Genomic DNA, 19,121 nt, shown 5'->3' on the forward strand with positions numbered 1-19,121 from the left:
TTGACCCGAAAATCTCCTGACCAGAAGGCGCAGACCAGAGCCACATTCAGCCTGAGATGCTCGGGTCAAGCCCGAGCATGACGGTGGTGGTCACGCCTCGCGCTTGAACCGCCGCCCGCTCTCGCCGATCCAGCCGGCGACCAGCGCACCGAACAGGATGGCGAGCCCGATCAGCCCAACGAAGAGCGGTGAGATCGAGACGCCGCGGACGATGCCGGAATCGCTGATGCGCAGGCCGACCCAGTCGGCGCCGGCGAACTGCCGCCCGGAGCGGACCGGCACGATGCGCGGGATGCTGACGCCCGAGCCGTTCTCCTGGCCGATCCGCCGCGAGGAGCCGCCGGTCGCCTCGGCGAGCGCCTGGAGCTTGCCGGGGTCGCTGACCACTTCCATCAGCTCGCGCGGATTCTCCGGGCCGACGCTGGCGAAGGCGGTGAGGTTCTCGGTGGTGATCTTGTGCAAGCCGAACTCGCTCGCGGCGGTGCGGGCGACGAAGAGCCCGGGGCGGCCAGCCTCGAAGGGCACGGTGCGGACCGAGCCGTCGGGCGCGGTGATGATAGCCGGCGCGGGGCTGTCGCCGAGCGTCTGGCGCTCGATCTCGATGTTGCGGCCACGGGCGCTGGCGCGCAGCGCCTCCTCTTCGAGGTCAGGCTCCTTCATCAGCCAGTGGCCGAGGCGGCGCAGCAGGTCGAGATGCGGGCCGCCATCGCGAAAGCCGCGGGCCCAGAGCCAGGCATGGTCGGAGAGGAAGAGCGCGACGCGGCCCTTCTGCTCGCGCGCCAGCAACAGGAGCGGGCGCTCACCGGGCCCGGTCATCACGGCCGAGCCTGAGCGGGTGCGGGCGCCGACCATGCGAAGCCATTCGCCCCAGCGCGGCGGCTCGACCTCGGAGCCCGGCAGATCGCGGGTGACCGGATGGCGCTTGCCCGGCTCGCTGACGCGAGCGCGAAAGGCCTCGTCGAAGACGCTGCCATCGGGCTGCGCCGGCAGGATCTGGCCGAGCGGGGTGCGTGCCAGCGACTGGGCGCCGGAATATTCCGGCCCGGCAGCGATCAGCAGCGCGCCGCCGTCACGGACATAGCGGACGATGTTGTCGAAATAGACCAGCGGCAGGATCGACTGGTTGGCGTAGCGGTCGAAGATGATCAGGTCGAAATCCTTGATCTTGACCTGGAACAGCTCGCGCGTCGGGAAGGCGATCAGCGAGAGCTCGTTGATCGGCGTGCCGTCCTGCTTCTCCGGCGGGCGCAGGATGGTGAAATGGACGAGGTCGACATTGGCGTCGGCCTTGAGCAGGTTGCGCCAGGTGCGTTCGCCCGGATGCGGCTCGCCGGAGACCAGCAGCACGCGCAATTTGTCCCTGACGCCTTCGATGGTGATGACGGCGCGGTTGTTGGCGAGCGTCAGTTCGTCGGCGAGCGGGGCAGCCTCGATCTCGATCACGTTGGGACCGCCGCGATCGATGCGCACCGGCACCTGGATCGTCTCGCCGGTGATCGCCTCGCGCCGGGCGACGATCTCGCCGTCGCGGCGCACCGTGATCGCGGCACGGCCCGGCCCGCCCTTGTCGACGACGCGCAGGCGGACATTCTGTTCCTTGCCGACGATGCCGAAGCGCGGCGAATCGACCAGCACGATGCGCCGGTCGATCTCGCGCTCGCGGCCGGTGGTCAGCACATGCAGCGGCGCGCGCAGGCCGAGCGCCTCGGCCGTGGCGGGTGCGTCATGGGCGAGTCCGTCGGTCAGCAGGATTGCCCCGGCGACACGCTCGGACGGGACATCGGCGAGGCCGGAGGCGAGCGCCTCGAACAGGCGGGTGCCGTCGCCGGCGCCCTGCTGGTCGGTGACCTCGATGGTGCGCGTCTCGACGCCGGAAATGCCGCGCAATTGCCGCTCGACCTCGGCCTGAGCGGCCTGAGTCTGCTGCGTACGATCGGCGAGGCGGTTCGAGGCGGACTTGTCGACGACGACGGCAACGACGTCCTTGACCGGCTCGCGATCCTCGAAGACGAGCGAGGGGTCGGCAAGGGCGATGGCGAGCACGCCGAGCGCAAGCGCCCGCAGGATCGCACTGCGCCCGGCCAGCACCAGCGCCATGCCGGCGGCGACCGCAGCCAGAACGGCGAGGCCGATCAGCAGCGGCAGCGGGACAAGCGGGGCGAAGGTCAGGCTCCACATCGGGCGGTATTTCCTTCGCTACTGACCGAGGCGTTCGAGCAGGGCCGGAACATGGACCTGGTCGGCCTTGTAGTTGCCGGTCAGCGCATACATCACGAGGTTGACGCCGGCGCGCAGCGCCATTTCGCGCTGGCGCGGATCGGAGCCGGACATCGGTACGAGCGCCTCGCCGCGCCGCCCGACGGCCCAGGCGGCGGCAAGGTCGTTCGAGGTGATCACGATCGGCGAGACATTGTCGCCGGCACGCGCGGGCCGGCGGCCATCCTCGCTGGCGGGCGGCAAGACCTCGACCCAGGTCGTGCCGCTGTCATAGCGGCCGACGAAGCCGTCGAGGATGTAGAAGGTCTTGGTCAGGACGTGGTCGCGCGGGATGGGCTCCAGCTCGGGAATGTCGAGCGTCTGCAGCATGCGGCGGAGCTGATCGCCTTCCGGCGTGGTGCCGCCGCCGGGCCGGGTGCTCATCGCGTCGCGGGTGTCGAAGATCACCAGCCCGCCGCCCTTCATATAGGCTTCGACCTTGCGCAGCGTCTCGGCGGAAGGGATCGGCCGGCCGGCGACCACCGGCCAGTAGAGGATCGGGTAGAGAGCGAGCTCGTCGCGGGCGATGTCGACGCCGGCCGCTTCGCCCGGCTCCAATGCGGTACGGGCGCCGAGCACGATGTTGAGCCCGGCCATCCCGGCCTTGGACATGTCGTCGACCCCTCTGTCGCCGGTGACGACATAGGCGAGACGGGTCGCGCTCGCGGCGGTGACGAGATCGTGCGGTACCGGTGGGCGTTGCTCGGCCGGCGGGGCAGGGGGCGCGGGCGGCTGTTGCGCCTGCGCCGCATCCGGGATGGGCAGGGCCGCGAGAGCGAACGCCAGGAGCAGCGCTGCCGGTGCCGCACGGCGGAAGCGGGCGAGGTTCATCCGGCCTCCGAGCCAGAGTGTCGCCAGCGTGTCGGCGACGAGGAGGAGCAGCGCCAGTACCAGAAGCTGCGGGCGGATATCGCGGGCGACGGGCTGGTCGATCGGCAGTATCGGGGCGCCGAGCGCGGCAAGGTCGAGCGCCGCCAGCGTGTCGGCCGGAGCCAGCGTGTTGACCGCCATGGCGCCATCGGTCGGGCCGTAGATGCCCGGCGGATGAGCGAGCGTGGCGCGGCCGGTGAAGTTGCGCGCCACCGGCTGGGCGGTCGCCGGCGGCGAGCGGAAGGCGCCTTGGCCGTCGAGCACGCGCGTCGGCGAGAGGGTCTCGACCCTGACCTCGCCGCCTTGTCCCTCGGTCGCGCTGGTGCCGGACATGGCGACGACCTTGCGCAGCATTTCGACGAAGAGGCCGGAGAGCGGCAGGTTCGACCAGGTGGTGTCGGCGGTGACATGGACCATGGCGAGCACGCCGTCGCCGCGGCGCTCGCCGGTGACAACCGGCGTGCCATCCTCCAGCGCCGCCCAGGTCTTGCGGGCAAGGTCGGGCTCGGGCTCGGCCAGGATCTGACGGGTGACGCGGACATCCTCGGCCAGGGATGAACCGAAGAAGGGACTTTCGCGGGTGAAGGGGGCGAGCTTGCGCGGCGTCTCCCAGGAGAGGCCGCCGCCGAGCGTACGGCCGCCGCGGCGCAGGCGCACCGGCGTCAGCTCGTCGGAGGAGGCGGCGAGCCGCGCCCCGGCGAAGCGCAGCAGCACGCCGCCGCGCTCGACGAAGGCCGAGACCTTCGCCGCGGTGTCGCCGTCGAGCGCGCCGATATCGGCGAGGATCAGCACGGAAAGGTTTTGCGCCAGGAGCTCGCCGACGGGGTCGGTCGAGCCGGCGCGCGGCTCGCGGATCTCGGCGAAGGGCGAGAGCGCGCGCGAGACGTAATAGGTCGGCGAGAGCAGCGGCTGGGCGGTGTCGGCGGTGGCACCGGAGACGATGCCGACGCGGCGGCGCTTGGCGCGATCGTCTAGCAGAGCGACGGCGCCGGCGCTGCGCTCTCCGGTGATCTCGAGGCGGGAGACGGCGTTGCGGACCTCGATCGGCAGGGTCAGCCGCGCGGTGGTTTCAAGCTCGTTGCCGCCGAAGACGAAAGGCGCATCGCCGAGCGGCAGGCCCTTGAGGTCGAGGGCGCGAACCTGCCCGCTCGCCGCGGCGTTTACCGTCGGGCGCAGCACCTTGACGGTCAGCGCGCCGGCGAGGTTCTCGGGCGTGGTGAGGGCGCGCTGGTCGGCCGGGCCCGCATGGATCGACAGCCGGCCCGCGCCGGCCTCCTGCTTCAGCCGGGCGAGGAAATCAGCATCGCCGCCACCAATGCCGAGCCCGTCGGCGACCCAGACCGTCTCGGCCTGGGGCTGGGCGCGCCAGAAGGCTTCGAGCCGCTGGAGATGGGCGCTGCGATCGGGCGCATGCGGCTGGAGGCTGAGCGCGCGCAGGCGCTCGAGCGCGCCCTGTGGTTCTGCCAAGGCGATCTCGGCCGGGGCTTCGGCGAGGCCGACGACCGCGACCGGCCGGCCTTCGCGCCCGGCGGCCATGATGCGGCTTTCGGCGATGGCCTGGCGTTCCAGCCAGTCGGTCGCGGCGCCGAAGCCGTTGTCGACCAGCAGCAGCAGCGGGCCGCGCAGGGCGGCCGCGTCGCGCACCGGGTTCCAGACCGGGCCGGCGACGGCGAGGATCGCCAGCGCCGCAACCGCCATGCGCAGCGCCAGCAGCCACCAGGGCGTATGAGCCGGCGTCTCACGCTGCGGGATCAGATCGCGCATGATCTTCAGCGGCGGGAAATCGATCCGCTTCGGCCGCGGCGGCGTCACCCGCAGGATCAGCCAGAGCACGGGCAGGACGGCCAGCGCGATCAGGGCCAGCGGCGCGGAGAAGGCGATCGGGAGGGAGCTCAGCATCGGCTCACATCCTTTCGCGGGGACGGTGCGCGATATCCCCTCTCCCCTTGCGGGAGAGGGCTAGGGGTCGCGCGACGCTGATCGCTGGCGCGGCGTGACCTTCTCGGAAACGTTCCAGACCTGAGCGACCCCTCATCCGACCCTTCGGGCCACCTTCTCCCGCAAGGGGAGAAGGGAAGAGCGGCATGCGCAATGCTCAGGACCGACATCGGACTAGCTCCCAACGCCGCGCGAGGCGGCGATCAGGCTGGCGATGCGCAGGACTCCCTCGCTGGCGGGGCGGTCGGTCCGGTGCAGGGTCAGCGTCCAGCCGGCATGGCGGCAGGCCTCGCGGATGGCGTCGCGATGGGCCTGCAGCCGCGCGCGATAATCCTCGCCCCATTTCCCGGCATCGCCGACCCGCAGCGAGAGACCATCCTCCAGGTCGAACAGTTCGGCCTGCCCGGAGAAGGGGAAGGTCTCCTCGATCGGGTCAGCGATGAGAAGGATATGGCCCTTGGCGCCGCTGCTCGCCAGCGTGGCGATGCGCTTGGCCAGGGCCGCGGCCGGCGTCAGCCCGTCGGTGATCAGGATCGCGTCGGCGAGGCGCGGCAGCGGCTCCTCCGGCGGCAGGTCGGCCTCGCCATTGCGGCGATCGGCCAGGATCGCCTGCGCCAGCAATTCGACGATGCGGCGCGAGGCCATCGGCCGGGTCAGGCCGAGATGGCCGACGCGCTCGCCGCCCTCGACCAAGGCTTCCGCAAGGGCGAAGCCGGCGATCAGGGCGCGGTCGACCTTGCTGGTCAGCGCCAGCGAGGAGGCAAATCCCATCGAGGCCGAGCGGTCGATCCAGAGCCAGATCGCGTGCGAGGCCTCCCATTCGCGCTCTCTAACGAAAAGATGGCCGTCGCGGGCCGAGCGGCGCCAGTCGATGCGCGAGGCAGCCTCGCCGGTGACCAGCGGCCGGTACTGCCAGAAGGTCTCGCCGGGGCCGGAGCGCCTGCGGCCATGGATGCCGTGCACGCTGGCCGAGACACGCCGCGCCTCCAGCACCAGCCGGGGCAGGCGCGCGGCGAGATCGAGCGAAGCCTTGAGGACCGGCTGGCCCGGCTGGCGCTCGGATTGGCCGAGGACGCGCGTGCGCAGCATCAGCTTTTCCTCAACCCAGACGCTCCACCAGCCTGGCGACGATGCCCTCGACCGTCTCGCCATCGGCGCGGGCGGCGAAAGTCAGGGCGATACGATGCTTCAGCACCGGGGCGGCGAGCGCGGCGACGTCGTCGATCGACGGCGCGAGCCGGCCTTCGACCAGAGCGCGAGCTCGGGCGGCGAGCGTCAGCGCCTGGCTGGCGCGCGGGCCGGGGCCCCAGGCGAGCTTGTCGGTGATCGCCTTCTCGCCATCGCCGGGGCGGGCCGAGCGGACGAGATCGAGGATCGCATCGACCACGGCCTCGCCGACCGGCAGGCGGCGGACCAGGCGCTGCGTCGACATCAGGGTCTCGGCCGTCATTGCCTGGACCGGCTTGTGCTCGGCCGAGCCGGTGGTCTCGAGCAGGATGCGGCGCTCGGCCTCGCGGTCGGGATAGCCGACATCGATCTCGAGCAGGAAGCGGTCGAGCTGGGCTTCCGGCAGCGGATAGGTGCCTTCCTGCTCGATCGGATTCTGGGTGGCCAGCACATGGAAGGGCGCCGGCAGGTCGTGGCGTTCGCCGGCGACGGTGACGTGGTGTTCCTGCATCGCCTGCAGCAGCGCCGACTGGGTGCGGGGCGAGGCGCGGTTGATCTCGTCCGCCATCAACAGCTGGGCGAAGACCGGGCCCTTGATGAAGCGGAAATGGCGCTTGCCGTCAGGGCTCTCGTCGAGCACCTCGGAGCCGAGGATGTCGGAGGGCATCAAATCGGGCGTGAACTGGACGCGGCGGGCCGAGAGGCCGAGAACGGTGCCCATCGCCTCGACCAGCTTGGTCTTGGCGAGGCCAGGCACGCCGACCAGCAGGCCGTGGCCACCGGCGAGCAAGGTGATCAGCGAGAGATCGACCACCTTCTGCTGACCGAAGATGACCTGGCCGATCTCGGTGCGGGCAGCGCCGATGGCAGCGAGGGCCGCCTCCGCCGCCTCGACGACGCCGGTGTCGAGGTTGATCGGGGCGTTTGCATCACGGGCTTGCGCCACCATTGCGATCTCCTTCAGCCTCGCACCCGCGCGGCCCTGCTGTCCGATTCCAAACTCTGACCCTCGCGGGGAACATGCTCAAGGGGGCGAGAGTGGCGGTGCACAACAGTCCGCTTCACGATTATGTAGAGTTCAAGGCGAGAGGACGATGCAACCGGCATGCCGATGACGAAAGCGCGAGGTGACGTGACGAACGAGGCCGCTGGCGCGATGAATCGCCTGCTGAGCGCGCTCGGGAGCGGTCCTGCCCGCGGTTTGCCGCCGGTCGAGCGCTGGAATCCGCCGTTTTGCGGCGATCTCGACATGCGTATCGCTGCTGATGGCACCTGGTTCTATCTGGGCACGCCGATCGGCCGGCCGGCGCTGGTCAGGCTGTTCTCCTCGGTGCTGAAGCGCGAGGGCGATGATTACTTTCTCGTGACCCCGGTCGAGCAGGTCGGGATCAAGGTCGAGGATGCGCCGCTGCAGGCGGTCGAGATGGCCGTGGAGGGCGAAGGCGACGGGCGCAGCATCGCCTTCCGGACCCGCACCGACGACCTTGTCACGGTTGGCCCCGACAACGCCTTGCGCTTCGAGAGGGCTGCGAACGAGGGCGTGAAGCCCTATGTGCATGTCCGGCGCGGGCTCTGGGCCCGGCTCACGCGGGCGCTGACCTATGATCTCCTGGCGCTCGGCGAGGTCAGCGAGGTCGAGGGGCTGGCGCAGTTCGGCATCGCGGCCGGCGGCGCCTTCCATGTGGTTGCGCCGGCCAGCGAGATCGAGGGACTGTGATGCAGCATCCGGCGAAGCAGCTTGCCGAGACGGCGTTCTGGAATGGCGACGATCTCGAGGCGCTGCTGCTCCGTAGCCTGCGGGCGGAGCCGCCAGCCCTTGGCGACCTGATCGCGCGACCGCGCGGCGACCATGACCTCCAGCCCGAACCGACCGACGTGCCCGACGAGGCGAGCGCGATCGAGGCGGCGGTGCTGATCCCGATCGTGCTGCATCCGGGCGAGCCGACCGTGCTGCTGACCCAGCGCGCCGCGGCATTGCGCAGCCATTCGGCACAGATCGCCTTCCCGGGCGGGCGCATCGACACCACCGACGGCTCGCCGCTGGTCGCGGCATTGCGCGAGGCGGAGGAGGAGGTCGGGCTTGCTCCCGACAAGGTCAGGGTGGTCGGCTATCTCGACGCCTATCTCACCGGCACCGGCTATCGCGTCACGCCGGTGGTCGGGCTGGTCGACCCGCCGCTTGCGCTGACGATCAATCCGCACGAGGTCGATGAGGCCTTCGAGACGCCGCTCGCCTTCCTGCTCGACCCGGCCAATCACCAGCGCCATGGCCGTGAGTGGAAAGGCCGCCATCGCACCTACTATGCGATGCCGCATGGCGATCGCTATATCTGGGGAGCGACGGCCGGCATGATCCGCAATCTCTACGAGCGCCTGGCCGAACGCTAAAGACTGACGGATTGGACAGGCCTGATGCTGCGTATGCTGATCGAGGAGTTCCTGCTCTTCGTCCTGCCGTTCTGTCTGTTCGCGGGGTATCTCGTGATCAGGCGGCGCAATCCGTTCGACGTCGAGCATTGGAGCCGCCATCTGTTCTGGTTGTCGGTGGCCGGGCTTGTGCTCGGTATCGGCTCCTTCGTTTATGCCGGCCTGGTCGCGCCGCGGCATACCGGCTCGTTCGCGCCGCCCCATGTCGAGAATGGCAAGCTGATCCCCGGCGAGTTCGATGACCGGCCGAAGCGATGACCGGGGTTGAGCGGCAACGGCTCGGCGCGCTGCTGGCGCGCGCCGATGTCGCCGCGCTGCTCGCCGCGCTGAACCGCGACGGGGAGGCGGCGCGCGTTGTCGGCGGCGCCGTGCGCAATGCGCTGCTCGGCGAGCCGGTGGCGGATATCGACATCGCGACGACCTGCCTGCCAGCCGAGACGATGCGGCGCGCGCGGGCCGCTGGCTTCAAGGCCGTCCCGACCGGCGTGGAGCACGGCACGGTCACGGTCGTGATCAACGGAGCGCCCTTCGAGGTCACGACACTGCGCCGCGATGTCGAGACCGATGGCCGCCACGCCGTCGTCGCCTTTGGCCGCGACTTCCGCGAGGATGCGCTCCGCCGCGACTTCACCATCAATGCGCTCGGGCTCGATGCCGCTGGCGTGCTGCACGACTATGCCGACGGGCTCGCCGATCTCGAAGCGCGGCGGGTGCGCTTCATCGGCGCGGCGAAAGACCGCATCGCCGAGGACTACCTGCGCATCCTGCGCTTCTTCCGCTTCCATGCCCGCTATGGCGTTGGCGAGCCGGACCGGACGGCGCTGGAGGCCTGCATCGCCGGGCGTGGCGGCCTGGATGGGCTCTCGCGCGAGCGCGTCTGGGCGGAATTGCGCAAGCTGCTCGTGGCGCCCCGTGCTGCCGAAACCCTGCAGGCGATGGCGGGGGCGGGACTGCTGATGCCGGTAATCGGCGGCGTCCCCTATCTCTCGCGCTTCGCCGCGATTGCAGACGGGCCGGGGGAGGGCGTCTACCCGGCCTTCCGGCTGGCGGCGCTCGCCGTCACGATCGCCGAGGATGCGCTCAGGCTGCGCGAGCGGCTGCGGCTGTCGAACGCGGAGTTCGAGCGGGTCGCCGGCATAGCCGCAGCGCTGGAGGCTCTGTCGGGGAGGGAAGCCCTGCCAGGGATCGCGCACTTGCGCCGCCTGGCCCATCGCATCGGGACGGATGCCGTTGCGGGCGGGCTGGTGCTTCTGGGCCAGGACGGGACATCGGCGGATATTCAGGCGCTGATCGCCGAACTGGCGCGGACACCGCCATTCCTGCCGAGCGGGAAGGATGTGCTGGCGCTCGGCGTCGGCGCCGGCCCGAAGGTCGGGCAGCTACTCGATGCGGCGCGGGCGGCCTGGATCGAGGCTGGATGCCCGGCTGGGCGGGAGGCGCAGATGGCGACAGTCCTGTCGTCATTGCGAGGAGCATGAGCGACGAAGCATTCCAGGAGCCACGGAGCTCTACGCCTCCCTGGATTGATTCGCTGCGCTCGCAATGACGGTGATTACGGCCACCTGACCGTCGGCGGCATCGAGGACAGGATCGAGGCGACGTTGCCACCGGTCTTCAGGCCGAAGATCGTGCCGCGGTCGTAGAGCAGGTTGAACTCGACATAGCGGCCGCGGCGGACCTGCTGCTCATGGCGCTCGGCGTCCGTCCAGGATTTCGTCAGGTTGGCGCGCAGGATGCGCGGATAGATGTCGAGGAAGGCCTCGCCGACCGCCCTGGTGAAGGCGAGATCGGCCTCCGGGGCACCCGACCAGAGGTAGTCATAGAAGATGCCGCCGATGCCGCGCGGCTCATTGCGGTGCTTCAGATGGAAGTACTCGTCGCACCAGGTCTTGAAGCGCTCATAGTCGGCGACGCCGGCATGGGCGTCGCAGGGCATGCGCATCGCGGCATGGAAGGCGACCGCATCGGGATCCTCTTGGCGGCGCCTGCGGTCGAGGACCGGGGTCAGGTCGGCGCCGCCGCCGAACCACGGCTTCGTCGTCACGACGAAGCGGGTGTTCATGTGCACGGTCGGCGCGTGCGGGTTCCAGGGATGGGCGATCAGCGAGATGCCGGTGGCATGGAAGCGCGGGTCTTCGGCCGCGCCGGGGATCTGTGCGGCGAATTCCGGCGCGAAGCTGCCATGCACGGTCGAGACATGGACGCCGACCTTCTCGAAGACGCGGCCCGACATCAGCGACATCACGCCGCCGCCGCCGGCAGCACCGTCATGGTTGGTGCGCTGCCAGGGCGTGCGGACGAAGCGGCCGGGCTTGTCGGTCTCTGGCGGGAAGGGGCCGGTCGCCTCGTCCTCGATTTGCTCGAAGGCGGTGCAGATGCGGTCGCGCAGGCTCTCGAACCAGGCGCTGGCGCGCGGCTTCAGGGCTTCTGCAAGGGTAAGGGCGGATGCTTGTTGCTCATTCATCGGTTTGTCTCGTTCCGTGCCGGTTTGGCGCGGGGAACCCCTCTCCCGGATGGGAGAGGGGCAGGGGTGAGGGACCGCCGCTAGACACCTTGGCTGCTCGCCAACAACGGCGCAGGTCGCGTTTCGCTGGTTCGGCGGCAGGCCCTCATCCGGCCCTTCCGGGCCACCTTCTCCCATTCGGGAGAAAGAAAGAGGGCCGCTCGCCCGGTCATGTCCCTTCGTGTCTCTGCTCCGGATAGGCGCCAAGCTGACGCAGCGCCTCGCCCACTACCATCGCTGCTGCCATGGCGACATTGAGCGAGCGCAAATCGCGGCGCATCGGGATATGCACGGTTGCGTCGGCCGCAGCGTAGACCTCCGGCGGCACACCGGCTGATTCACGCCCGACCATGACGATGTCGCCGGGCCTGAAGGCGAAATCCGTGTGGGCGCAGGCGCCATCGGTTTCGGCCAGGACGAGGCGGTGGCCGGCCTCGCGTCGCCAGGCCTCGAAGGCGCGGAAGGAATCATGACGCGCCACCGCAGCCCGCTCGATGTAGTCCATGCCGGAGCGGCGGAAATTGCGGTCGGAGACGTCAAAGGCGGCCGGCTCGACGATATCGACGGCGACGCCGAGGCAGGCCGCCAGGCGGATCATGGTGCCGGCGTTCTGCGGGATGTCGGGCTGATAGAGGGCGAGGCGCAGCATGGGCGCGTCATCCGCGCTGCGCCTGCCGGCGTCAAGGCATGTGTCTCAGGGGCGGACGGCGATGGCGACGATCTCGACCTTCGCATCCAGGGGAAGGCGGGCGACCTCGACGGTGGCGCGTGCTGGCGGGGCGGTCTTGAAATAGCTGCCATAGACCCCGTTCATCTTGCCGAAGTCGTTGAGGTCCTTCATGAAGACGGAGGTCGAGACAATATGCTCCATCGTCAGGCCATCGGCTTCGAGCACGGCCTTGAGGTTTTCGAGGGTTTGCCTGGTCTGGTCCTCGATGCCGGCGTCCTTCATGAACTGCTTGGTCTTCGGGTCGATCGCGACCTGGCCGGCGAGGAACACCATGTTCCCGATCTTGATCGCCTGCGAATAGGGACCGATCGCCTCCGGCGCGTTCGGCGTCGCGATCACCGTCTTGCCCGCAGTCTGGGCGAAGCCCTGCGTTGCCAGAAGGAGTGTGCCCGCAAAGGCGAGGGCGGCGTGAAACCTGATCATCGAGCAGACCTCCGGATAGCCGCCTTCCCGCGCGGCGCGGCATCATGCTCTGCGGTGTGATGGAGCCCGGCAAGCGGGAAACCGGCGCGATTGCAACCTAAGTCGATATTCTTTCGTCGTAGGTCCCGCGCCCACTGCAAGACAGTGCGCTTGCGCCGTGCTGCAGTCTGCTGCCATGGCATGACGGGGCGGCGCTGTCAGGCTCTGGTCACCGCCCGGTGCGCGCACCATATCGGCTTCGTAGCCATTGCCTGCCCAGGAGGGCGACCCTACGTCCATGTTCGCCCCGCTCTTCCGTTTCCTTGAAAGCCGCATCGACGTCTTCGCGCCGTTCGACGAGCGCGAGACGCCGCCGACCGGCGTGTTCCGCTTCATGTGGCATCACATCAAGGGCGCGAAGGGCTGGATGGCCCTGATCATGCTGACGGGCCTCGGCTTTTCCGGCATCGAGGCGGCGATGTACCTGATGGTCGGCTGGTTCGTGGACCTGCTGGCGAAGAACTCACCGGAGCAGGTCTTCAGCGAGCATGGCTGGCTGCTGATCGGTGCGGCGGTGCTGGTCACGGTGGTCAGGCCGCTGATCTATTTCGCCAACCACGCCATCGTCGACCAGGTGGTGGTGCCGCAGATCACCAACCAGATCCGCTGGCGCAACCATGTCTACACGCTCGGCCACGCGCTCTCCTACTTCCAGAACGATTTCGCCGGCCGGCTGTCGTCGCGGGTGATCCAGGCAGGGCAGGCGATCCGCGGCGCGACGATCGAGGTGATCGACGATCTCTGGTATGCGCTCATCTTCGTTTCGGTCGCGCTCGGCTTTTTCGGCTCGACCAGCATCTGGCTGGTTCTGCCGGTCATCGTCTGGCTGGCTGCCTATGTCGCGCTGCTGATCTATTTCGTGCCGCGGGCCAAGAAGCGCTCGGAGGCGAACTCGCTCGGCCGCTCGACGACGACAGGACGCATCGTCGACGCCTACACCAACATCCTGACGGTCAAGCTCTTCGCCCGTGCCGATGCCGAGCGCTCGGCAGTGCGCGACTCGTTGACGCGCTGGAACGCCTCCTTCCTCAACCTGTCGCGATTGATCACCGGCGTCAGCGTCATCCTGCAGGCGATGAACAGCCTGCTCGTCGTGGCGACGGCCTGGCTCAGCCTGCATCTGTGGAGCCAGGGCGAGATGACGCCCGGCGCTGTCGCCGCCGCGATCGGGCTCGTCTTGCGCCTGGTGCAGATGTCGAGCTGGCTGATCCATCTGGTGCGCGGCGTGTTCGAGAACATCGGCTCGGTGCAGGAGAGCATGGAGACGATCGCCAAGCCGCATGACCTGCCGGATGCAGCCGACGCGGTGCCGCTGCAGATCGTGCAGGGCGGCGTGCGCTTCGAGCATGTCCGCTTCAATTACGGCAGGCCGGCGGGCCTGTTCGACGACCTCAACCTGGAGATCAAGCCGGGCGAGAAGATCGGGCTGGTCGGCCCGTCCGGCGCGGGCAAGTCGACGCTAGTCAACCTCCTGCTGCGGCTCTACCCGCTCGATTCGGGCCGCATCCTGATCGACGGGCAGGACATCGCCCATGTCACGCAGGAATCGCTGCGCAGCCAGATCGGCATGGTGACGCAGGACAATTCGCTGCTGCACCGCTCGATCGGCGACAACATCGCCTATGGCCGTATCGGCGCGACGCAGGACGAGATCGCCGCCGCGGCCAAGCGAGCGGCAGCGCATGATTTCGTCCTCGGCCTGAGCGACCAGGACGGACGCGAGGGCTTCGACTCGCGCGTCGGCGAGCGCGGCGTGAAGCTCTCCGGCGGCCAGCGGCAGCGTATCGCGATCGCCCGCGTGCTACTCAAGGACGCACCGATCCTGATCCTCGACGAGGCGACCTCGGCGCTCGATTCGGAGGTCGAAGCCGAGATCCAGGCGCAACTTTCCACATTGATGGAAGGAAAGACTGTGATCGCGATCGCGCACCGGCTTTCCACCATCGCCGCGCTCGATCGGCTGATCGTGCTCGACCAGGGCCGGATCGTCGACATGGGCAGCCATGACGAGCTGGTGCGGCGCGGCGGGCTCTATGCGCGGCTATGGGCCCGGCAGTCCGGCGGCTTCCTGGCGCTCGCGGACGGCGAGCGGATTCCGGCCTGAGCCGGCCGCACGGCGGCATTGCTGCAACGCAGTGGGCTGCGGCACGCGCGACAGTAGACTTCGTCAAAACTGCATGCCAAAGAGCCCGCAGACGACGTGCTGTCGGAAGGTGGCACTGCGTCCGCGCCTCCGTGAAGGCGCTTGATTGTGTTTCAGCCGGCCAGCCCGGCAGCCGAGCAGGGAACTGGATCGTGGCGCAAGCGACCAATACGACTGGCACCGAACCCACCCGCCGCGACTTCCTGATGCTGACCACCGGCGCTTTCGCCGCCGTCGGCGCGGGCGCGCTGCTCGTGCCGCTGCTCGGCCAGCTGGCTCCCGACGCGCAGGTCGTCGCTGCCGGCGCGCCGATCGATCTCGACCTCGCCCCGATCGCGGAAGGCCAGGCGATCAAGCTGTTCTGGCGCGGCAAGCTGATCTTCGTGCGCAACCGCACGAAGAAGGAGATCGACGAGGCGCTCGCCGTCGACATCGCGACTTTGCGCGACCCGCAGACCGACCAACAGCGCACCAAGGCCGGCCATGAGCGGTTCCTCATCGTCTATGGCAACTGCACCCATCTCGGCTGCGTGCCGCTCGGCAACGCCCCCGGCGAGCCGAAAGGCGAGTTCGATGGCTGGTTCTGCCCGTGCCACGGCTCGCATTACGATTCCTCCGGCCGCATCCGCAAGGGTCCCGCGCCGCTGAACCTGCCGGTGCCGCCCTACGCGTTCACCGCGGACACCAAGATCAAGATCGGCTGAGCCTTTTTAAAGGCGAGGACGGCATCGAGCGGAATTGAGAGAGCTTGAGGCGAGCATGAGCGGTCACAGCACCTACCAACCGAAGACGGGGATCGAGCGCTGGCTCGATGCGCGCCTGCCGATCGTGCGGCTGATGCACGATTCGGCGGTTTCCTATCCGGTGCCGCGCAACCTCAACTACCTCTGGACCTTCGGCGGCATCCTCGCCTTCATGCTGGTGGCGCAGATCATCACCGGCGTGGTCCTGGCGATGCACTACACGCCGAACGCGGCCATGGCGTTCAACTCCGTCGAGCACATCATGCGCGACGTGAACTTCGGCTGGCTGCTGCGCTATCTGCACTCCAACGGCGCCTCGATGTTCTTCGTGGCGGTCTACATCCACATCTTCCGCGGCCTCTACTACGGCTCGTACAAGGCGCCGCGCGAGGTGCTCTGGATCCTCGGCGTCATCATCTTCCTCCTGATGATGGCCACTGCCTTCATGGGCTACGTCCTGCCCTGGGGCCAGATGTCGTTCTGGGGCGCGACCGTCATCACCAACCTGTTTTCGGCGCTGCCGGTGATCGGCGAGACGATCGTCACCTTCCTGTGGGGCGGCTACTCGGTCGATAACCCGACGCTGAACCGCTTCTTCTCGCTGCACTTCCTGCTGCCGTTCATGATCGCCGGCGTCGTCGGGCTGCACATCTGGGCGCTGCACCATGTCGGCCAGAACAACCCGACCGGCGTCGAGGTGAAGGACGTCAAGAAGGACACCGTTCCCTTCACGCCCTATGCGACCATCAAGGACCTGTTCGGCATGGTCTGCTTCATGCTGGTCTTCGCCTGGTTCGTGTTCTACCAGCCGAACTTCATGGGGCATGCCGACAATTACATCCCGGCGAACCCGGCTTCGACGCCTGCCCACATCGTTCCGGAATGGTACTTCCTGCCGTTCTACGCGATCCTGCGCGCCATCCCCGACAAGCTCGGCGGTGTGCTCGCCATGGGCGGCGCGATCGTGATCCTCGCTTTCCTGCCCTGGCTCGACACCTCCAAGGTCAAGTCGATGACCTACCGGCCGATCGCCCGCCAGTTCTTCTGGATGTTCGTCCTGGTCTGCATCGGCCTCGGCTATCTCGGCGCCATGCCGGCGGACGAGCCCTACGTCACCATCTCGCGTATCCTGACGGTGCTGTATTTCGGCTTCTTCGCGGCACTGGCGCTGATCGGCATCTTCGAACGGCCGACGCAGCTGCCGACCTCCATTGCCGACTCGGTGCTCGGCGGCTCGGGCGCACGCCTCGGCCACGCCACCGCTTCGGAACCGCAGGCCAAGGGCTGAACGAGACCATGAGCAAGATGTCCCTCCGCCTGTCGCTCGCTGGTTTGGTCACGGGCCTTTCCATCGCTGCCGCCTCGCCGGTCCTGGCTGCCGAAGGCGCTCCGAAGCCGCCGGCGCAGAACTGGTCGTTCTCCGGCCCGTTCGGCAAGTTCGACCAGGCCCAGCTCCAGCGCGGCTTCAAGGTCGCGAAGGAAGTCTGCGCCAGCTGCCACGCGATGAGCCTGGTCAAGTTCCGCAACCTGTCGCAGCCGGGCGGCCCGGGCTTCACGCCCTCGCAGGTCGCGGCACTGGCGGCGAGCTATACCAACATCAAGGACGGCCCGAACGATTCGGGCGAGATGTTCGAGCGTCCCGGTCGCGCGGCCGACGCCTTCCCGGCGCCGTTCCCGAACGAACAGGCGGCACGCGCCGCCAATGGTGGCGCCTATCCGCCGCCGATCGACATGCTCGCCAAGGCGCGCACCTATACGCGCGGCTTCCCGACCTTCATCTTCGACATCTTCACGCAGTACCAGGAGCAGGGGCCGGACTACATCACGGCGCTGCTGACCGGCTACGTGGATCCGCCGAAGGACTTCCCGCCGCTGCTGCCGGGGCAGAACTACAATTCCTATATGCCTGGCCACCTGATCGCGATGCCGAAGCCGCTGAATGACGGTCAGATCGAGTATCCGAAGGGGCCGGACGGCAAGTCGCCGGTGCCGGAGACGGTCGAGCAGTACGCCAAGGACGTCTCGGCCTTCATGGTCTGGATGGCGGAGCCGCATCTCGAGGCGCGCAAGCGCATGGGCCTGCAGGTGATGCTCTTCCTCGCGCTGTTCGCCGGCCTGCTCTACTTCACCAAGAAGAAGATCTGGTCGCGCCTGCCCGAGCATGCCTCGAAGCACTGAGCGAGATTGAGTTGGAAAGGGCCCCGGCAACGGGGCCTTTTTCGTTTGTGCGTCCCTCCCAAGCTCGCCATCCCGGACAGGCCGCGCCAGCGCCGCCGGATCTCCCTGCGATCGCCCGGGACGACCGCATTCGATTGCGAAGGCCGTCGTGTTACGGCTGTCACGAATCTCGATCCTTATCCGGGCAATCATCGGGGACCCGACATGGCTGAAGCGGTTCTGGGCATCATCGGCGGCTCCGGCATCTACGACCTGCCGGGGCTCACGGACCTCCGCGAGGAGCGGATCGAGAGCCCCTGGGGCGAGCCGTCCGACCTGCTCCGGACCGGGCGGATGGGGGAGACCAGAATCGTCTTCCTGCCGCGCCATGGGCGTGGCCATGCGATCCCGCCCTCCGAGATCAACTACCGCGCCAATATCGACGTGCTGAAGCGGGCGGGGGTCACTGACCTCGTCTCGCTCTCGGCCTGCGGCTCCTACAAGGCCGAGCTCTATCCCGGGCTGTTCGTGCTGGTCGACCAGTTCGTCGACCGTACCGCCGGCCGTGCCAGCTCCTTCTTCGGCAAGGGCTGCGTCGCCCATGTCTCGGCGGCGCATCCGGTCGGCCCGGCGCTGCAGGAGCGGATCGCCGCCGCGGCGAGCGCGGAAGAGTTGCCCTTCGTCAGGGGGGGCACGCTCGTCACCATGGAAGGTCCGCAATTCTCGACGCTGGCGGAGTCGCTGACCTATAAGGGCCTCGGCTACGACCTGATCGGCATGACGGCGATGCCGGAGGCCAAGCTCGCGCGCGAGGCCGAGATCACCTACGCCACCGTCGCCATGGTCACCGACTATGACTGCTGGCACGAGGAGCACGGGGCAGTCGATGTCGCCTCCGTCATCGCCGTGCTGCACGCCAATGCCGACAAGGCGCGCCGGCTGGTGGCGCGACTCGCTGCCGATTTCCCGCGCGAGCGCGAGGCCTGCCCGGCCGGTTCGCACAACGCCCTCGACTTTGCCATCGTCACCGCGCCGGAGCACCGCGATCCCAAGCTCGTGGCCAAGCTCGATGCGGTGGCGGGGCGGGTGCTGAAGGCGCAGGGCTGACGCTGCGCCAGCTTTCCCGGAGCGGGCACCTCGGGTTAAGAGGAGCCGCCCCAGTCGATGGACGATATGATGGACCGCAGCGCGCTCGACGACCTGAAGAATGCGATCCGGACGATCCCCGATTATCCGGCGCCGGGCATCCAGTTCCGCGACATCACCACGTTGCTCGGCGATGCCCGCGCTTTCCGCCGCGCGGTCGACGAGCTGGTGCAACCCTTCGCCGGGCTGAAGATCGCCAAGATCGCCGGCATCGAGGCGCGCGGTTTCATTCTCGGTGGCGCCGTTGCGCACCAGCTCTCGGCGGGCTTCGTGCCGGTGCGCAAGAAGGGCAAGCTGCCGCATGAGACGGTCGGCATGCCCTATTCGCTCGAATACGGCGCCGACGAGATCGAGGTGCACAAGGATGCCGTCTCGCGCGGCGAGCGCGTCCTCCTGGTCGACGATCTCGTCGCCTCTGGCGGCACGGCGGAGGCGGCGGTGAAGCTGCTCTCCTCGCTCGGCGCGGAGGTCGTCGCCGCCTGCTTCATCATCGACCTGCCGGACTTGGGCGGGGCCGACAAGATCAGGCGGCTCGGCGTGCCGGTGCGCACGCTGGTCTCCTTCGCCGGGCATTGAGAC

At 68.6% G+C, this 19,121-nt stretch carries 17 protein-coding genes; 10 read left to right on the forward strand and 7 right to left on the reverse strand.

Going from position 1 to position 19,121, the window contains the following annotated elements:
• Positions 1-90 precede the first annotated feature (90 nt).
• The 4 genes from ASE66_RS16190 to ASE66_RS16205 all read right to left on the reverse strand — a co-directional run bounded on the left by ASE66_RS16190 (position 91) and on the right by ASE66_RS16205 (position 7,180).
• Positions 91-2,178, reverse strand: a complete 2,088-nt coding sequence (locus ASE66_RS16190) for a hypothetical protein (RefSeq protein ID WP_057190727.1) — start codon at positions 2,176-2,178, stop codon at positions 91-93.
• An 18-nt stretch (positions 2,179-2,196) separates the two neighbouring features.
• Positions 2,197-5,022: a DUF4159 domain-containing protein gene (locus ASE66_RS16195; protein ID WP_156412217.1), complete on the reverse strand. Its 2,826-nt coding sequence runs from the start codon at positions 5,020-5,022 to the stop codon at positions 2,197-2,199.
• Positions 5,023-5,238: 216 nt separating this feature from the next.
• Positions 5,239-6,153: a DUF58 domain-containing protein gene (locus ASE66_RS16200; RefSeq protein ID WP_057190729.1), complete on the reverse strand. Its 915-nt coding sequence runs from the start codon at positions 6,151-6,153 to the stop codon at positions 5,239-5,241.
• A 10-nt stretch (positions 6,154-6,163) separates the two neighbouring features.
• On the reverse strand, positions 6,164-7,180 hold the full coding sequence (locus ASE66_RS16205) for an AAA family ATPase (protein ID WP_057190730.1): 1,017 nt from the start codon (positions 7,178-7,180) through the stop codon (positions 6,164-6,166).
• Positions 7,181-7,342: 162 nt separating this feature from the next.
• Between ASE66_RS16205 and ASE66_RS16210 the strand changes: the two genes are divergently transcribed.
• From ASE66_RS16210 to ASE66_RS16225, 4 genes are read left to right on the forward strand one after another with little or no spacing between them, the layout of a single operon-like run.
• Entirely contained in the window at positions 7,343-7,948 is a 606-nt protein-coding gene (locus ASE66_RS16210; protein ID WP_057191098.1) for a DUF1285 domain-containing protein, read from the forward strand.
• Positions 7,948-8,619, forward strand: coding sequence for a CoA pyrophosphatase (locus tag ASE66_RS16215; protein ID WP_057190731.1), 672 nt, complete (start codon positions 7,948-7,950; stop codon positions 8,617-8,619). Before ASE66_RS16210 ends, ASE66_RS16215 begins: the two co-directional genes overlap by 1 nt.
• 24 nt (positions 8,620-8,643) lie before the next feature.
• Positions 8,644-8,916, forward strand: coding sequence for a DUF6111 family protein (locus ASE66_RS16220; protein ID WP_057190732.1), 273 nt, complete (start codon positions 8,644-8,646; stop codon positions 8,914-8,916).
• Positions 8,913-10,136, forward strand: coding sequence for a CCA tRNA nucleotidyltransferase (locus tag ASE66_RS16225; RefSeq protein WP_057190733.1), 1,224 nt, complete (start codon positions 8,913-8,915; stop codon positions 10,134-10,136). Before ASE66_RS16220 ends, ASE66_RS16225 begins: the two co-directional genes overlap by 4 nt.
• A gap of 74 nt (positions 10,137-10,210) precedes the next feature.
• Here ASE66_RS16225 and hemF read toward each other — a convergent pair whose 3' ends face one another.
• The 3 genes from hemF to ASE66_RS16240 all read right to left on the reverse strand — a co-directional run bounded on the left by hemF (position 10,211) and on the right by ASE66_RS16240 (position 12,314).
• Positions 10,211-11,122 carry an oxygen-dependent coproporphyrinogen oxidase gene (gene hemF / locus ASE66_RS16230; protein ID WP_057190734.1) on the reverse strand — a complete coding sequence of 304 codons (912 nt, stop codon included), beginning with the start codon at positions 11,120-11,122 and terminating at the stop codon, positions 10,211-10,213.
• Positions 11,123-11,330: 208 nt separating this feature from the next.
• Complete coding sequence (locus ASE66_RS16235; RefSeq protein WP_057190735.1) at positions 11,331-11,810, reverse strand: tRNA (cytidine(34)-2'-O)-methyltransferase; 480 nt, start codon at positions 11,808-11,810, stop codon at positions 11,331-11,333.
• A gap of 45 nt (positions 11,811-11,855) precedes the next feature.
• Positions 11,856-12,314, reverse strand: coding sequence for a RidA family protein (locus ASE66_RS16240; RefSeq protein WP_082613504.1), 459 nt, complete (start codon positions 12,312-12,314; stop codon positions 11,856-11,858).
• Between the two features lie 277 nt (positions 12,315-12,591).
• Here ASE66_RS16240 and ASE66_RS16245 point away from each other — a divergent pair, with 277 nt between their 5' ends.
• The 6 genes from ASE66_RS16245 to ASE66_RS16270 all read left to right on the forward strand — a co-directional run bounded on the left by ASE66_RS16245 (position 12,592) and on the right by ASE66_RS16270 (position 19,118).
• Positions 12,592-14,457, forward strand: coding sequence for an ABC transporter ATP-binding protein (locus tag ASE66_RS16245; RefSeq protein WP_057190736.1), 1,866 nt, complete (start codon positions 12,592-12,594; stop codon positions 14,455-14,457).
• A 191-nt stretch (positions 14,458-14,648) separates the two neighbouring features.
• A complete protein-coding gene (gene petA, locus ASE66_RS33250) occupies positions 14,649-15,200 on the forward strand; it encodes a ubiquinol-cytochrome c reductase iron-sulfur subunit (RefSeq protein WP_274532958.1) in 552 nt (183 codons plus the stop codon).
• 55 nt (positions 15,201-15,255) lie between these two features.
• Positions 15,256-16,527 carry a cytochrome b gene (locus ASE66_RS16255; protein ID WP_057190737.1) on the forward strand — a complete coding sequence of 424 codons (1,272 nt, stop codon included), beginning with the start codon at positions 15,256-15,258 and terminating at the stop codon, positions 16,525-16,527.
• An 8-nt stretch (positions 16,528-16,535) separates the two neighbouring features.
• Complete coding sequence (locus tag ASE66_RS16260; RefSeq protein WP_082613506.1) at positions 16,536-17,417, forward strand: cytochrome c1; 882 nt, start codon at positions 16,536-16,538, stop codon at positions 17,415-17,417.
• Between the two features lie 204 nt (positions 17,418-17,621).
• Positions 17,622-18,503, forward strand: a complete 882-nt coding sequence (locus tag ASE66_RS16265) for an S-methyl-5'-thioadenosine phosphorylase (RefSeq protein WP_057190738.1) — start codon at positions 17,622-17,624, stop codon at positions 18,501-18,503.
• A 66-nt stretch (positions 18,504-18,569) separates the two neighbouring features.
• Positions 18,570-19,118 (forward strand): adenine phosphoribosyltransferase, encoded by a 549-nt coding sequence (locus tag ASE66_RS16270; RefSeq protein ID WP_413814277.1) that lies wholly within the window; start codon positions 18,570-18,572, stop codon positions 19,116-19,118.
• Positions 19,119-19,121 lie beyond the last annotated feature (3 nt).

It is taken from the genome of Allobosea sp. Root483D1 (assembly GCF_001429505.1).
GTDB lineage: Bacteria > Pseudomonadota > Alphaproteobacteria > Rhizobiales > Beijerinckiaceae > Allobosea.